This window comes from Pedobacter sp. GW460-11-11-14-TSB4, from assembly GCF_059423705.1.
The window spans coordinates 1-16,631 of sequence record NZ_JBWKYI010000003.1 but is presented as its reverse complement, the minus strand read 5'-3'; the positions used below and the strand labels follow the sequence as shown (position 1 = coordinate 16,631).

The window sequence follows — 16,631 nt, the reverse complement described above, 5'->3', positions numbered from 1 at the left end:
TGAGATCTGCGGGAGATTCTTTTGCGCGTTTTGTTCTCAGATTTAAGATGATAAACACAGAATGTTCCCAATTTCTTCGTATTTTTCAGCAAATGCGATTAATTATTTAAAAACGATCCTTTAAATGAAAAAACTCCTGCTACTTCCCAGCTGTGCACTCCTTTTCTTTTGTTCATGTAAGCAAGGTGCAAAAAATAACAGTGTTGGTGCCGATTCTTTAGCCATAAAAGCCATTAATGATTCGAGTTTAACCCAATATCTATCCGTAATTGCAGCTGATAGTTTAGAGGGGCGAAAGCCTTTTACCAATGGAGAAACCAAAACCATTAATTATCTAAAAACTCAATTCGAAAAACTGGGCCTGCAGCCTGGCAATGGCGATAGTTTCTTCCAGGAGGTACCCATGGTGGAAATTAAATCCATACCTGAAGATAAAATGGTGCTTAAAGGGAAATCCGCTTCCTTAACCCTCAATTATTTAACCGATTTTGTGGCTGGCACGCGCCGTGTGCAAGATGAAGTAAGCATAAGTAACTCACCACTGGTTTTTGCGGGTTATGGTATTGTGGCGCCCGAATATGGCTGGAATGATTATGCAAACCTTGATGTAAAGGGGAAAACGGTAGTGGTGCTGATTAATGATCCGGGTTTTGCCGATTCGACCTTATTTAAAGGCAAAAATATGACTTACTACGGCAGATGGACCTATAAGTTTGAAGAAGCTGCACGACAGGGCGCTACAGGAATTATTATCGTTCATGATACCGAACCGGCAGCTTACCCCTGGACAGTTGTGCGCAGTGGCTGGTCGAAATCTAAACTTACGCTGCAAAGCGAAGACAATGGCATGAGCAGGGCTGTAGTAGAAGGCTGGATTACTTTAGAAAAGGCGAAACAGCTGTTTGCAATGGATGGGAAATCATTCGATCAACTGGCTTTAAGTGCCCGGAAAAAAGGTTTTAAGGCTGTCGATTTAGATATCACCACCTCACTCAAAGTTAAAAATACCATCAAAAAATCAGTTACTTATAACGTTCTGGCTAAAATACCCGGTGATCAACGTAAAGATGAAGCGATTATTTATTCGGCACACTGGGATCATTTGGGCGTGGGCGAAAAAATACAGGGCGATTCGATTTACAACGGAGCGGTTGATAATGCCACTGGCGTAGCTGCTTTATTCGAAATTGCATCAGCATTTAAAAAACTACCCAAAACTCCCGCACGGACCATTTTATTTATTTCCTATACGGCAGAGGAGCAAGGCCTTTTAGGATCAGAGTATTATGCCAAACATCCTACCTTTCCTTTAGCTAAAACCGTAGCCAATATTAATATGGACATGATGGGCATTGCCGGTAAAACCAAAGATGTTGTGGTATATGGTTTTGGCCAGTCAGAACTGGAAGATTATGCTGCCGAGGCGGCTAAAAAGCAGGGTAGGGTAATTGTTCCCGATCCTGTTCCATCATCAGGATTGTACTACCGTTCAGATCATTTTAACCTGGCCAAGGTTGGTGTGCCTTCACTGTTTACTGGTTCGGGTGTAGATAACATTAAGAACGGCAGGGCATGGGGATTAAAACAGGTAGCCGATTTTACCAAATTCCGTTACCATTCGCCGCAGGATAATTTCGATGCCAAAACATGGGATTTATCAGGTATTGTAGCAGATGTTCGGATGCTTTTTGATTTGGGCTATCGCATCAGTAACGAAGATTCGTATCCAAAATGGAAAGATGGATCTGAATTTAAAGCCATCAGAGAAAAGAAGTAAAACAAAGAGCGTCCCGATGGTAAACCGGGACGCTCTTTGAAAAAAAGTCATTTATTATTTTCCCCTAAGGGAGAATGAATTAAAAGTAGAATTGTACACCTAATCTTGGTGCAAAAGTATCAGCGTTTAAGCCAAAAGTGTTTGTTTTTAACTTAGCGCCTGTACCTTCAGCTTTTAAAGTATAGTTTTCATAACTTAAACCTTTAACTGAAAGTTCGATACCGATTCTTTTGGTTGGGAAAAATGCAAATCCCGGAGCAAGTTCTACACCGATTTTAGTCGTAGTACCCAATTTAACTGCGTTATCGCCGTTAGCATCAGTTGCTTTTAACTCACCAAATGCCAATGGCACTGATAATTGTCCGAAGAATTTGAATTGATCAGATAAACCAACATAGTAACGTCCGAATGGAGCAACTTTAAAAGCACCATCCTGAGTTTTGTTGCTTACTTCTTTATTGTATTCGTAACCAACACCAGTACCGATTGCAAAATTGTTGCTAATAAAATAACCAACACTTGGTAATACGCTAAAGCTGAAATCTGCTTTTGGAGCGCCATCTGCTTTTGTAGAGTTTACACCTACATTACCGCCTAACATAAAATTTCCTTTTTCAGTTTGTGCTTGTGCACCATAAACTAAACCTGCTACTGCTACTAAAGATAATAATAGTTTTTTCATCTTTTTTATTATTTATTTGTTATAAAAATATAGTCAATTTTACTTTTTTAATTTCTGACTATATTTGAATAAAAGTCAACACTTGTGCCAAAAAACTTTGTCAGCGTCATCAAAAAATCAGTTTTTGGTCAACTGTCTAATTGATAAAGAGATATAAATTTAGTGTTAAGTCAATATTATTTTCGTGTGACCAAAAATTAATCAACTGATTAATTTTTCAGGCATGACAGATTGACAATCTGACTTTTTTTGTATAAATGTCAGATTTTAAACTGTCGCAAATGGCAGGTTTTGTATAGGGGAATGCTGCCGTTTTGGATTAAACTTTACAGGCAGAAATTAAATTTTCTATTTTCTTTTTGATGATACCGATGGTTCTCTCATCCGTCAGATTTCCCTCTGCATCGAATTTATTTTGCGCCTGGGCCACTAAAACTTCTGGTTGTAAAACCGGATTCATGTTCAGGAAGGTAAAAACAGGCAAAAATGCTGTTTGCATTCTAACCGTTCCCCACATGCCCTGTGTGGCGCCCATTACGGCAACTGGTTTATGCATTAAGGGCGAATCTTTTCCACGGCTGGCCCAGTCGATGGCATTTTTTAGTCCACCAGGGATGGAATAATTATATTCAGGAGAAACAATAATAAAAGCATCAGCTGTAGCGAGGGCATCTCTAAATTTCGTCACGCTTGCAGGCCTTTCTTCTGTTTCAGGCAAGTCGAGGTCTGCATTATAAACAGGAATATCATCAAAAGCCACTGTTTCGAAGTGGATACCTTCGGGGATTAAACTGCCTGCAACTTTAAGCAGCATGGCATTGTACGATCCCTTTCTTAAACTTCCGCATAAGCCAACAATTTTTCTGTTCTTTTCCATAGCTATAAAACCAAAACTTTATAAAAATGTTTGGTTTGTGCAAGGACAATCGGTGTAGTTTAAAAATTTATATTCACTATTTTTGACGGTATAATTTACCGTTATGACTGAGAATAGCACCACCACCTCCATTATTGAAAAAACCGTTTTCCCTATACTTTTCGCTTTAAGTTTTTCACACCTGCTTAACGATACCATACAGTCGTTAATTCCTGCCATTTACCCCATTATCAAAACCAGCTATCATTTAAGTTTTTCGCAGATCGGCCTAATTACATTAACCTTTCAGCTGGCCGCATCATTGCTACAACCTTTTGTGGGTTTATACACGGATAAAAAACCTCAGCCATACTCATTGGCTACAGGCATGGGTTTTACGCTGATCGGCTTAATCTCGCTCTCACAATCCACCCATTTTTACACCATATTGCTTTCGGTATGTTTTATTGGCATTGGCTCTTCTATATTTCATCCTGAGGCGTCACGTATGGCGCATGCTGCATCAGGAGGGAAGCGGGGATTGGCGCAATCTGTTTTTCAATTGGGCGGCAATGCCGGGAGTTCTTTAGGCCCCTTATTGGCTGCCTGGATTATTGTTCCCTACGGGCAGTTCAGCGTGATCTGGTTTTCGGTTATTGCACTTTTGGCCATTATTATTTTAACCTATGTAGGCAACTGGTACAGGGGATTTATGCTTTCGAGGAGTAAAAAGATCAATATTCAAACGGTTGTGAATCAATTTTCGAGAACTAAGGTGATCTTTTCTGTTTGTATCTTACTCTTATTGATTTTCTCGAAATACTTCTACATGGCGAGTTTAACCAATTATTTTACCTTTTATCTGATCGATAAATTCCATGTTTCGGTGCAAACCTCGCAGATTTATTTATTTGTGTTTTTATTTTCGGTAGCTGCCGGAACATTGCTGGGCGGACCAATAGGCGATAAAATAGGCCGGAAATATGTAATCTGGGCTTCAATATTGGGTACTGCTCCATTTGCATTGTTGCTGCCACATGCCAGTTTATTTTGGGTAGGTGTGCTCATTGTGCCTATCGGGATGATTTTGGCGTCGGCGTTCTCGGCAATTCTGGTTTATGCGCAGGAATTGATTCCAGGAAAAGTAGGTTTGGTGGCCGGTTTGTTTTTTGGCTTTGCCTTTGGCATGGGTGGTATTGGTTCGGCTTTGTTAGGGAAGTTAGCTGATTCTACCAGTATCGAATATGTATTTAATGTTTGTGCGTTTCTGCCTTTAATCGGTTTACTAACCGGTTTCTTGCCGAATATTGAAACAAAGAAGAAATAAAAAAGCCCATCCTTTTTTAAGGGGATGGGCCAAAGCTTTAATGGTTGAGGAGGTTAAAATAGGATATAGATCTTAAAGCCGAGGTTGTTGATAACTCCTTGGCTGCTGAAATTGAATGAGGTATATTCATTTTTTGTAAAATAGTTATTCGCATTAATCTCATTTTGTTCTGTTTTATTGTAAACGATATCTGCTGATAACAAACTTGTTTCTAAGGCGAATCTTTTTGATACAAACCAGGTAATACCACCATAGGCTCCTATAGCGTATTGGTTTGATTTATAGCCTGATATTGGGGTATAACTACTGTCATATAAATTATCGTTTTTACTATAAGTATAAGCTGCTTTTCCGCCCGCATATGCAAACAAGGTTTTTACAAGAGGGAAGTAGTGTTGGTAACTTAGGTTTCCGCCGTAGCTTTTTTGCTCTTGGTGGCTATTATTTCCCGAGGAATTTTTATTTGTTCCATAGGTTAAATCTAAGCCAATCTTATCATTGTCTTTAAAGAAAAAGCCATAACCAAGTGTGAAATAGTTGTTTTTTGATTTGGTTTCGTAGTTGTTACCGCTACTTTTGCTTGTGGTAGTATTAATGCCAAAGCTTAAAGCGTTTGTTCCTTTTGTTTGCGCAAAACCGCATAGGGAGATACCCACGGCCATAGCCGTAACTAATAATTGTTTTTTCATTTGTGTTTGTGTTTTTTTTGTGTATCCAATAATAGAATAAAAAAAACACAAAAACTAATTATTTAGTTGATTTATTTTTAAGTCGTTGTAGGTCAGTAAATAAAAAAAAAGGCTGTATCATAAATGCGATTTCACTTAAGATGCTGTCATGTTGAGCTTCCCGAAGAATCGGGACAAGTAGTCGAAACACCTTAAAGCGTATTTAAACAGGTCCTTAGACAGGCTCAGGATGACAGTCTATAATTATGATACAGCCTCTTCCATCATTTATTAGGTTGTAAATTATTGACAATTGAGTCTTTCAATAAAGTAATAGGTGTCTAATGCGTCTTCTGATCCGGAATCATCATTTTCATTATGGATTGATTTTATCTTACCATCACTTTTTTGAGATCCGTTGTTATTATATTCAAATTTGATATTACCAATCGACTTAATTTTTCCGTCTTCCGATTTAAAAACCGAATTGTAATATTCAATTTTAATACCATTGATAGATTTGATTTTTCCATCCTCGGAGGGGAATACACTGTTATAATATTCCACTCTTTTATCGCCAATTGTTTTTACTTTTCCATCTTCCGATTTAAAAACCGAATTGTAATATTCAATTTTAGTACCATTGATAGATTTGATTTTTCCATTTTCAGAAGGGAATACACTGCTATAATATTCTATTTTGCCCCGAAAGCGCTGAGCAATTGCCTGATTGGAAAGGCTTAAAAGAAATAATAAGCTTATACTCGTTACGCTTAAAATTTTGGTGAATATATTTTTCATGAGCTGTGAACTTAGAAGTGGATATTGATTGTGAAAGTAGGGGTAAAGTTATCGAGTGCCAATCTCAGGTTATTTTTCTTATCGAAGTTGTACAACGATTCTTCAGCATAATAATTTTGATGAAAGAAACTTAAAATTGGAAATGAAAAATCTATGCTCGAATCATTAGAAAGCAAATAAGTAAACCCTGGAGTTAAACTGGCTCCAAAGCCTTTTGCACGTGCATCGGTGCGGATGAGGTAACCTTGATCATCAACCCTGTTGAAGGTATTAATCTGAAGAAGCAAATTGGCCTGTACAAAAAACTTAAAACGTTCTTTTACATCTACATATTTGCGTACAAAGGGAGAGATGCCGAAGCTAAATTCTTTGGGACCATAACGATCTTCGTATCTTCCATCTTCTTCATCCCAGGAGATATAACTTTCGCCGCGGAGTTTGGAAAGATTTAAAGGAATTTCCAGGCCTATGGCGAAGTTATTGGCCAAAAAGTAGCCTCCGCGAGGCGTAACGGTGAAGGTGTTTAGGCTTGGTGACGAATTGTTTTGTTTTGAGGTTCCAAAACTCAGGCTTAAACCAGCAAAGCCGGTTCCTTTTTCAGTTTGGGCATAACAATGCCAACTGACGGCGCATAGCAGCGCCATGATGATTAATTTAGGTTTCATTTTATTTGTGTTTTTGTGTGTAATCAATAATAATCATTATTGAAACAAAAAACAAGAAAATGAACTATCATGTTAGTTACTTTTAGTGAGGTTCTTTTTTAAACAAAAAAATCCCACAGAAATTAAGCTGTGGGATTTGATCTGGAATGTTTTAACCTGCGTTTTGGTTCAGGAACACAAAATTGTGATCGAACATATCCAATTTAATTTTGCTGTCTTTATCTATCTTACCCGCCAATATCTCTTTCGACAACTCATTTAAGATTCTCTTTTGAATAACCCTTTTTAACGGCCTCGCACCAAACTGCGGATCGTAACCCAATTGTGCCAGCCAATCTAAAGCTTCGTCGCTGGCATCCATTTCTATACCCATCTCGGCCAGTGTTTGCTGTACATGTTTAAACTGTAAGCTTACAATATTTCTGATTTCACTGCGGTTTAACGGGGTAAACATAATCAGTTCATCAATCCTGTTCAAAAACTCCGGACGAATGGTTTGTTTTAATACTTCAAACAGTTCGTTTTTGGTTTTGGCAATTACTTCCTCACGGTTTTCATCACTTAAGTTTTTGAAGTTATCCTGAATTAAATGTGCACCAATGTTGGAAGTCATGATGATGATGGTATTTTTAAAATTCACCGTTCTTCCTTTATTATCGGTTAAACGTCCGTCATCCAACACCTGTAGCAGGATATTAAATACATCCGGGTGTGCTTTTTCAATCTCATCAAGCAATACCACCGAATAAGGTTTACGCCTAACGGCTTCGGTTAACTGTCCGCCTTCATCATAACCCACATATCCCGGAGGCGCACCAATTAAACGCGACACGGCGTGACGTTCCTGGTATTCACTCATATCAATACGCGTTAAGGCATTTTCATCGTTGAATAAAAATTCAGCGAGGGCTTTTGCCAATTCCGTTTTACCCACACCAGTAGTACCTAAAAAGATGAAAGAGCCGATTGGTTTGCGTTTGTCCTGCAAGCCTGCACGGGAACGGCGAATGGCATCAGATATCGCTTCAATTGCTTCATCCTGACCCGCTACGCGCTGGTGTAATTCTTCTTCCAGGTGAAGTAATTTTTCGCGCTCACTGGCAATCAGTTTGGTAACCGGAATACCTGTCCAGCGACCCACCACACCAGCAATATCATCGGCGGTAACTTCTTCTTTAAGCATGCGGCTATCGCTTTGCTGGCTTTCTAAATCGGCTTTTAGTTTCTCAACTTTATCCTGTGCTTCTTTAATTTTTCCGTAACGGATTTCGGCCACTTTGCCATAATCTCCTGCACGTTCAGCTTGTTCTGCTTCTAATTTGTAGTGCTCAATCTGCTCCAGTTCGTTATTTACGGCATCTACCAGGTCTTTTTCGCCTTGCCATTTCGCTTTAAATTCATCACGCTCTGCTGATAGGTTGGCAATTTCTTCTGAAAGTTCTTTGACCTTTCTATCGTCTTTTTCCCGTTTAATCGCTTCGCGTTCAATTTCTAAACGCATAATTTCACGGTCTAAAGCATCCACATTTTCGGGCACACTATCCATCTCCATACGCAATTTCGATGCAGCCTCATCCATTAAATCTATGGCTTTATCTGGTAAGAAACGGTCTGAGATATACCGCTGACTCATTTCTACGGCTGCGATAATCGCTTCATCTTTAATCCTTACTTTATGGTGTGTTTCGTAACGTTCTTTCAGTCCGCGAAGGATCGAAATGGCATCCTGGGTATCCGGTTCTTCGACCATTACCTTCTGGAAACGACGCTCTAAGGCTTTATCTTTTTCTAAATATTTTTGATATTCATCTAAAGTGGTTGCACCAATAGCGCGCAACTCTCCACGGGCAAGGGCAGGTTTTAAAATGTTCGCTGCATCCATGGCACCTTCACCACCACCGGCACCCACCAAAGTGTGGATCTCGTCGATAAAGAGGATAATGTCGCCATCGCTCTGTGTCACTTCTTTAACTACGGCTTTTAAACGCTCTTCGAACTCACCTTTATATTTGGCGCCTGCAATAAGCGATCCCATATCGAGCGAGTAAACCACTTTACTTTTTAAATTCTCGGGTACATCACCTTTGATAATCCTGAAAGCAATACCCTCAGCAATGGCCGTTTTACCCACGCCTGGCTCACCAATTAAAATAGGGTTGTTCTTGGTCCGGCGGGATAAAATCTGGATAACCCGACGGATTTCTTCATCGCGGCCAATTACCGGATCAAGTTTTCCGCTCTCGGCGTATTCGTTTAAATTTCTGGCATATTTGCTTAAAGCCTGATAAGTGGCTTCGGCATTTTGATCGGTTACCCGGTTATCGCCACGTAGCTCTACAATGGCTTTTTTAAGGTCTTTTTCGTTAACACCTTGTTCTTTTAATAATTTCGAAGTGCTGTCGTTAACGGCTAAGATGCCTAATAATAAATGCTCAACAGACACAAATTCATCTTTAAATTCTTTTAAAAATGTTTGCGCTTTTTGCAAAACGCTATTGGCATTAGATGACAGATAGACATTACTGCCGCTCACTTTCGGGAATTTGGCAATCTCTGCATCTAAGTTTTGATTCAATGAATTTAGGTTAACGTTTAATTTCTTTAACACGTAAGAAACCACGTTTTCATCAACAGTGAGCAAACCTTTAAGCAGGTGTGCCGTTTCAATAGCCTGTTGCTGATTGCCTTGGGCTATTTCAGAAGCCTGTTGAACTGCTTCCTGGGCTTTTATGGTAAAATTGTTGAAGTTCATATTCCCTTTAAGGTCAAAACAAATGCCACATCAATTTTGATTTTATAATCGGAAATTTTGTCGGTAAGATTTTATTTTTAATGACTAAATTGCTGATAATTAATGAATTATACTGAAAATTTGTCGTGTTGGTTCTTTTAAACCTCTCAGGTTTCGAATATGCATGGTGATTTATGTAGTTAATCTTATTTTGAAAATCAGGGGTCAGTCCGTGTTGGTTAGAACAGTCCTGCTATCACTCCAAGTCCGCTCCCGAAGAAAAATCGGGATGCGGGCTTTCCACTTTATCAGGTTTATTTTACTTAGGTCTGTGGTGTTAAAACCAACGTATTTAAACTTGGGGGCGTGAGATCCTTCCATCCTAATAAGATATTTATCGCTGGAAGATACCGCAAAAGTTTAATTCACGGTCTGTAGTATGTGTAGCCAAAAGCAAGTGCCTTATCGTTAATAAACCCGATAGCAGCATAAAACCCGAAGGTGAGGTACGAGCCGAGGCTTTGAAGCGGATAGCGGGACTTTCATAGCCTAAAAGCACTAACGCTGCTTTTCTAAAAACAAATGACCACCTAAGCCACCTGAGTACATCTAAGCCAGGCGGTAATGTTATAGATTATTTTTTTGCTTTATGTTCAATTACATACTTACCGGCCGCTAAATCTATTTTTCCAGTGTTGTTTATTTTACCATCTACATAAACAATCATACCACTTGTAAGCGGTACATTAATAGTAGCTGTAGAATTTGCAGGAATGGTAATATCGTACCTGATTCCATTATTAATTCTTTTCCATGCACTCATAATTTTACCGTACGGACCAATATGACTAGCCTCAAAAGAATTGAGGCCTTCCATAATGTGCGGATCCAATATCACATGTTTAAAGCCAGGCTGCTTTTCATCTGGTTTAATGCCTCCCGGCGATTTGTACAACCAGGCACCGATTTCTCCAAACATAATGTGGTTCATCGAGATATCCGATTTTGCATCAATAGGCCAGTTCTCGTATAAAGTGGTGGCTCCGTTTTCCATCCACCAGCCCCAGCTTGGATAGGTTTTTTGTGCAGCAACTTTGTAGGCAATGTCGCTGTAGCCATTTTCGCTCAGCGCATTTAAAATGGCTTTTGTACCCAATAATCCCACATCCAGGTGGAAACCATCGGCTTCTACACGTTTGGCTAAATTTTTGGCAACTAAGGCAACTGATTCTTCCGGAACAATTTTCCAATAAAGCGGAACACTCATTTCGGTTTGTACGCCAGAAGCATAAATCCCTTTTTCTTTATTCAAATACTTGGCATTAAAAGCATCTTTAATTTTTTTAGCCATGGCCATGTACTTTTCATAATCATCGTTTTTACCTAAAATTTTTGCTGCCTTGGCTAAAATAAGCACATCAGCATAGTAATAGCAGGTAGAGGTAAGTTCGACAGGCGATTTAGATTTTACCGGAATCCAATCACCCAGGCCCCAGGTAGTTAAACCCGTAGGGTAGGTTTCATCAATATGGTTTACGTATTTCCTGATATTTTCGTAACAATCGGCAAGTAATTTTTTGTCGCCGTAAAACAGGTATACATTCCACGGAATAATCGCAATGGTACTGGTCCAATCTGGTCCGTTGCCCCATTCATAACCCCAGCCATCGGTAGGGATAATGGATGGTAAAACACCATTTGGCTGCTGCTCGTCACGGTGATCGGCGAGCCATTTTTCGTAAATGGTAATGCCATCAAAACCATAAAGGCCTGTTTCGATGGCGATCTGTGCGTCGCCTGTCCAGCCGTTTTTCTCCCGTTGCGGACAATCTGTTGGGTAGCCAAAAAGATTGGATAGGTAAGAATTATTGGTGGCGTAATAGATTTTATTGATGATCGGCTCTGAAGATTTAACATCGCCCACAACTGGCACATCACTGTGCATAAAATAACCTGTGAGGTCTTCTTTTTTCAATTCGATGGGAGCGGAGCTGCTTACTTCCACATATTGAAAGCCCTTATAATTAAAATAGGGCATGAAACTTTGTGCACCTTTTCCGTTTAAAATCAGAATGTCGGTTTGGAAAGGATCGGTATTATCCGTTGGACGGTAATGGGCATCAATATTCGAAATATCCACATGTCCGTTGGTGTATAAACGCTCGCCATGTTTCAGTTTAATCACCGTTCCGGCCGGTCCGCTCACTGTAATTTTGCTTACTCCCGAAATATTCCTGCCCAGATCGAAAAGGTAGGTGGTATCATTAAATTTTCTTAAACTTTTGCTGGCTATTTCCTCCACATTACGGATAGGGTGCATGGCCTGTGCAACAATATTTTTAGAGGGTGCTGAACGGTATATCACATTTTTCCAATCGGTATCGTCGAAGTTTGCGGTGTTCCAGCCTGCTTTTTCCAGACGAGCATCGTAATGTTCGGCGGTATAAATACTATTAAAAATAATCGGGCTTAAAGCCGTTTTCCAATCTTTACCCGATTTAATGATTTCGGTAGTGCCATCTTCGTAAGTAATGTTTAGGTCCAGACAAAAAGTTGGTCTATTGCGCCATGGGGCACGATCGAAATACCATACTGCAGTTGATTGGTGGTTGTACCATCCATTGCCCAGCAATACGCCTATTGCATTTTTGCCTTTGCTGATTGCATTGGTTACATCATAGGTAACATATAAGCTTCGTCTATCAAAACGGGTGTACATCGGATCCATGCGGTGGTTGCCTATTTTCTTCCCATTGATGGATAGTTCGTATAATCCCGCTGCGGCAATGTATGCCCTGGCCGATCTGATTTTTTTATTCGTGGTAAAGGTATTCCGGAAATAGGGAGCAGGTTTAAGTTTGATATTTTCGGTATCCGAGATCCATGCACCCTGCCAGTTTTCCATTTTCATCATGCCTGTTTCGAAGCTGGCGATATATGGCTTATTTGATTTCTTTTGATTTCCATCGGCAATGTCAACCCTCCAATAGTATTTAGTAAAAGGTTTTAGTAACTGGCCCGAATAAACGATCAGATTTTTTTCTGAAGCTATCCACCCTGTATTCCAAAGTTTTGCTTCAGCTTTAACAAGCGAAGCCGAATCAGTATCTACCAAAATACGGTAAGCAGTTTGTTTAGCGCCCTGGCTGGCATCGTTCATTTGCCAGGTAAAACGCGGATTTGGGTTGTCTAACCCGATCGGATTAACCAAATATTCGGTTTTCAAGGCCGTAACTGATTGAGCAAACGTTTTGGAAACAGGAAAGAGGGCAAAAAACAGAGCAGTTACCTGTAGAAATCTGAGGTTCATAGTTTAATGGTTATTCAAAAAACTAAGGTATTAAAATAAAATGCTGATAAAAGAACCACAATGGAATTTTTACGCATAAAAAAAGACGAGGGTTAACTCGTCTTTTGTATCTGTGCAATCATTTAAATCTTTGCAATCACTTTTTATCCTAAAATTTCTTTCAATTTTTCGGTTTGGTGATCGGCCAACTTTTGTAATGGACCAGATGCCAGCATTTTCATCATCATGTTCAAATCTGCTGAGATAATGTGTTTCGCTGTAGTTGTTCCGTTTCCGTTATCTGCTACAGTCCACTTTAACTCCACATCGAAAGGTGCTTTTTCACTCGGAATGGCTGTTATTTCCTGATTTTCGATACGGCTCGAAATTTTAATGGCCAATTTTGCCATGTTCTGAATGGTAAAACGAGCATCATCTTCAGTAGATTCCCAGTTATAGATATTTTCTGGCATCAGTTGCTGATGATTGTTCATATTGGATAGGAATGCATAAACCTCTGCAACTGGTTTATTCACCTCCACTGCGCTTTCAATAACAGTCATTATATATTTTTTATAGATTTTTGTTTTTTCTCAAAACTTAAGACTCCGAACTTAATACTTGTCCTTGTCCCCATTCTGAAGGATTTAAACGCCATTTACCTAATAATTCCATATCACTTTTGGCAATAATGCTGTGCTCAGCAGCATAATCGATTAGGGCGCCATAGTTTGATAAGGTTAAGTAACGACATTTTGCAGCTGCGAAATTTTCGTCTGCTTTTTCGAAACCGTAAGTGAAAATTGCCGCTAAGCCAGCTACCGATAATCCTGCCGCTCTTAGTGCTTCAACAGCTTGTAAACTGCTTTTTCCGGTTGAAATTAAATCTTCGATAACCACTACACGCTGACCTTCTACCACTTCACCTTCAATTAAACTTCCGGTACCGTGTTCTTTAGCTTTCGCCCTTACATAGATAAAAGGTAAACCAAGTTCCTGAGCGACTAAAACGCCCTGAGGAATTCCGGCAGTTGCAACACCCGCAATAACATCTACTGAACCAAACTCTTCCTGAATGGCCTGCGCAAGTTTCTGACGGATGTAAGTTCTAACCTGAGGGTGGGAAAGGGTAATTCTGTTGTCGCAATAAATCGGCGATTTCCAACCAGATGCCCAGGTAAAAGGGTTATTTGGTTGTAATTTGATTGCTTTTATCTGTAATAAAAATTCCGCTACCTTTAATTCAATATCACTTTTATTATACATGGCTCAAAATTACAGATTTATTTGTGTTTGTCATAACGTTTATTAAGCCCCACTTGTTTTAGCGGGGAAAGAAAATGTCGGGAATTGAATTGAATCACGACTTCCAAATGCTACAAATATCGGAAATTTTGATGGATGGTAAAAGCTATTTCTTGCCAAGCGCTGTAAATCAATGTGATAAAGAATGGCAAGGCCTGAAAATAGAAGAGAATGTAAATGTTATATTGGCTAGCTAAGTTTTTAGACTGACGAATTTTGTAGCATTAAATGATTATTTTCGTTCAAATAGCGTTTTTAAAATCTCTCGTAAATGATAAGTATTGTTTGAATTTTGCAATGAATTATTTGATTTGCGTAATTGTTCTTAACAAAAGCTGTTTACATTTGTTATGGTAAAATTAATTTAAATTTTTATGATAGCAACAAAAGGATATGCGGCACAAAATGCCGAAACAGATCTTGCACCCTGGAATTTTGAGCGCCGGGAAGTAGGGCCTCATGATGTTCAGTTTGAGATACTTTTCTGTGGGGTTTGCCACTCAGATTTGCACCAGATCAAAAACGATTGGTTTCCGGGAATTTTCCCAATGGTTCCGGGGCACGAAATTGTGGGCAGGGTAGTAAAGGTTGGAGATCATGTGAAGAAATTTAAGGTAGGCGATCTTGCCGGTACAGGTTGTATGGTAGATTCGTGCCAGGTTTGCGAAAACTGCAAGCAAAATTTAGAACAATACTGTTTAGAAGGAAATACGCAGACCTATAATGGTTTAGAAAGAGATGGTAAAACACCAACTTATGGTGGATATTCGGATTCGATTGTAGTAAGAGAAGAATTTGTGCTTCATGTATCAGATAAATTAAACCTTGCAGCTGTAGCCCCACTTTTATGTGCGGGTATTACCACTTATTCTCCATTAAAACACTGGAAAGTAGGAAAAGGCCATAAACTAGCCGTACTTGGTTTAGGTGGTTTAGGTCACATGGCCGTGAAATTCGGTGTAGCTTTTGGCGCTGAAGTTACGGTATTGAGTACTTCACCAAAAAAAGAAGAAGATGCCAAAAAACTGGGCGCACACCATTTTGTAGTTACGACCGATCCGGCACAGGTTAAAGCAGCAAGGGGTACCTTCGATTTTATACTGGATACGGTTTCTGCAGAACATGATTTTAACATGTACCTTTCCTTGTTGAGAACAAATGGTATACACATTTGCGTAGGTGTTCCGCCTAAGCCAGCAGAAATTGCCGCTTTCAGTTTACTTGGTGGTAGAAAAAGCCTGGCGGGATCAGGTATTGGAGGTATTGCCGAAACTCAGGAAATGTTGGATTTTTGTGCAGAGAACAATATCGTATCGGATATCGAAATGATTGATATCAAAGACATCCACCATGCCTACGAGCGTATGGAAAAAGGTGATGTGCGTTACCGTTTCGTGATTGATATGGCCACATTATAGATCTGAATATCTGATCGTATTTAATCAATAGGGGTTTAGGAACTGGAAATAAAGGTTGCTAAATCCCTATTTGTTTATCAAACAAATCAGTTCCCTAGGCAGTGTAATTTTGCTTTACAAATTCTGATAAGGAAATCTTGTGCTCAGATTCTACCTTGAAAATTTGTTTTTTGTTTTCCGTCAGCAGGTTTTGGAGTGTAGCTAACGAATCTTTAAGATAAGAGATAGATAACATGCCAGAGATCCTGCTCCTGATTTTTTCGGCAAGGAACAATTCGACCAAAATCAGCGCGATTAAAAAGATATAATGGGTAAAGATCAGGTTATTGGTATTCTTGCTTAAAGCAGGCAATCCTAAGGAAACAAGACCCAGATCTAAGATTAAAGGAATACCGATAATGGCAATAATGGCGATTGCACTTGCTTTTAGTGTAATGCGTTTTTCTGCTTGTTTGAGCTGTTCGGTAAAAGCAGAAAATTTACTGTTCAGCGGCGTATTTCTATTGTTTTGTTGCTGTTCCAGCTTCTGAAGGTCTTTTCCATGCGCTATATCTATTTTTCTAACCTGCTCTACAACAGATGATTCCGCATGGTTAAGCTTTTCCTGATCTTCAACGATGGATTCTTGCTCAGCTATAATTTTATCCATTACCATCAAATCGTCGGGTATACCGTGACGTAGCTTTTGCTCTGCGGCAACAATGCGGTTGTCTAGTTGTTTAAACTGCCTTTTAAGTTCCGTAATTTCCTTATTGTATTGGTCTTTTTTAGAAGCGTAACTATTTTCTAAACTTTGCAGTTCGGCGGCATACTCAAAATTTGCCAATAGTTGTTCATTGCCGGCAAAACGCTGATAAAGCCCGGTTAATGTGATAAAGAGTTCACCTGTTGATTTTTCTGGGTTAGAAAGATCATTTCGGTATGCTTCCAGATCTGTTTCGGATAGTGAAGGTATGGGCATGGCAGATTAAAAGGTTAAAATTATGAAAAATATTATCGTTGAGGGAATTATTCACCATTGTTTTCCCGTTGAATGTTCCAATACAGATTACTAACTATTTTTTTTACATTCTAGTGTATCTGGCCTCAAGTGATATAGGATGATTATGGAT

14 protein-coding genes are annotated in these 16,631 nt (G+C 39.3%); 4 read left to right on the top strand and 10 right to left on the bottom strand.

Translation table 11 applies throughout. From position 1 onward, the window contains the following. The first annotated feature begins 124 nt into the window (after positions 1-124). On the top strand, positions 125-1,777 hold the full coding sequence (locus AC07YT_RS04650; protein ID WP_086547040.1) for a M28 family metallopeptidase: 1,653 nt from the start codon (positions 125-127) through the stop codon (positions 1,775-1,777). A 79-nt stretch (positions 1,778-1,856) separates the two neighbouring features. Here AC07YT_RS04650 and AC07YT_RS04645 read toward each other — a convergent pair whose 3' ends face one another. Both AC07YT_RS04645 and AC07YT_RS04640 read right to left on the bottom strand, forming a co-directional pair. Continuing rightward, positions 1,857-2,459, bottom strand: coding sequence for an outer membrane beta-barrel protein (locus AC07YT_RS04645; protein ID WP_086547039.1), 603 nt, complete (start codon positions 2,457-2,459; stop codon positions 1,857-1,859). A gap of 319 nt (positions 2,460-2,778) precedes the next feature. Continuing rightward, the gene (locus AC07YT_RS04640) at positions 2,779-3,336 is read right to left on the bottom strand and encodes an NADPH-dependent FMN reductase (RefSeq protein WP_086547038.1); all 558 of its coding nucleotides are present in this window, start codon (positions 3,334-3,336) and stop codon (positions 2,779-2,781) included. Between the two features lie 103 nt (positions 3,337-3,439). Here AC07YT_RS04640 and AC07YT_RS04635 point away from each other — a divergent pair, with 103 nt between their 5' ends. After that, entirely contained in the window at positions 3,440-4,642 is a 1,203-nt protein-coding gene (locus AC07YT_RS04635; RefSeq protein ID WP_086547037.1) for an MFS transporter, read from the top strand. A gap of 53 nt (positions 4,643-4,695) precedes the next feature. Here AC07YT_RS04635 and AC07YT_RS04630 read toward each other — a convergent pair whose 3' ends face one another. From AC07YT_RS04630 to pyrE, 7 genes are all read right to left on the bottom strand, one after another. Further along, positions 4,696-5,331, bottom strand: coding sequence for a hypothetical protein (locus AC07YT_RS04630; RefSeq protein WP_086547036.1), 636 nt, complete (start codon positions 5,329-5,331; stop codon positions 4,696-4,698). Between the two features lie 282 nt (positions 5,332-5,613). Next, entirely contained in the window at positions 5,614-6,111 is a 498-nt protein-coding gene (locus AC07YT_RS04625; RefSeq protein ID WP_086547035.1) for a hypothetical protein, read from the bottom strand. An 11-nt stretch (positions 6,112-6,122) separates the two neighbouring features. After that, positions 6,123-6,776 carry a porin family protein gene (locus AC07YT_RS04620; protein WP_145954260.1) on the bottom strand — a complete coding sequence of 218 codons (654 nt, stop codon included), beginning with the start codon at positions 6,774-6,776 and terminating at the stop codon, positions 6,123-6,125. A gap of 151 nt (positions 6,777-6,927) precedes the next feature. Continuing rightward, on the bottom strand, positions 6,928-9,528 hold the full coding sequence (clpB, locus tag AC07YT_RS04615) for an ATP-dependent chaperone ClpB (protein WP_086547033.1): 2,601 nt from the start codon (positions 9,526-9,528) through the stop codon (positions 6,928-6,930). Positions 9,529-10,141: 613 nt separating this feature from the next. Next, a complete protein-coding gene (locus tag AC07YT_RS04610) occupies positions 10,142-12,817 on the bottom strand; it encodes an alpha-L-rhamnosidase (RefSeq protein WP_086547032.1) in 2,676 nt (891 codons plus the stop codon). A gap of 143 nt (positions 12,818-12,960) precedes the next feature. Beyond that, complete coding sequence (locus AC07YT_RS04605) at positions 12,961-13,359, bottom strand: SRPBCC family protein (protein ID WP_029280423.1); 399 nt, start codon at positions 13,357-13,359, stop codon at positions 12,961-12,963. 37 nt (positions 13,360-13,396) lie between these two features. Then, positions 13,397-14,062 carry an orotate phosphoribosyltransferase gene (gene pyrE, locus AC07YT_RS04600; RefSeq protein ID WP_086547031.1) on the bottom strand — a complete coding sequence of 222 codons (666 nt, stop codon included), beginning with the start codon at positions 14,060-14,062 and terminating at the stop codon, positions 13,397-13,399. A 74-nt stretch (positions 14,063-14,136) separates the two neighbouring features. Here pyrE and AC07YT_RS04595 point away from each other — a divergent pair, with 74 nt between their 5' ends. Further along, positions 14,137-14,298 carry a hypothetical protein gene (locus tag AC07YT_RS04595; protein ID WP_494945185.1) on the top strand — a complete coding sequence of 54 codons (162 nt, stop codon included), beginning with the start codon at positions 14,137-14,139 and terminating at the stop codon, positions 14,296-14,298. A 177-nt stretch (positions 14,299-14,475) separates the two neighbouring features. After that, complete coding sequence (locus AC07YT_RS04590; protein ID WP_086547030.1) at positions 14,476-15,519, top strand: NAD(P)-dependent alcohol dehydrogenase; 1,044 nt, start codon at positions 14,476-14,478, stop codon at positions 15,517-15,519. A gap of 94 nt (positions 15,520-15,613) precedes the next feature. Here the strand turns inward: AC07YT_RS04590 and AC07YT_RS04585 are convergent, their stop codons facing one another. After that, positions 15,614-16,480 carry a hypothetical protein gene (locus AC07YT_RS04585; protein WP_086547029.1) on the bottom strand — a complete coding sequence of 289 codons (867 nt, stop codon included), beginning with the start codon at positions 16,478-16,480 and terminating at the stop codon, positions 15,614-15,616. Between the last annotated feature and the right edge of the window lie 151 nt (positions 16,481-16,631).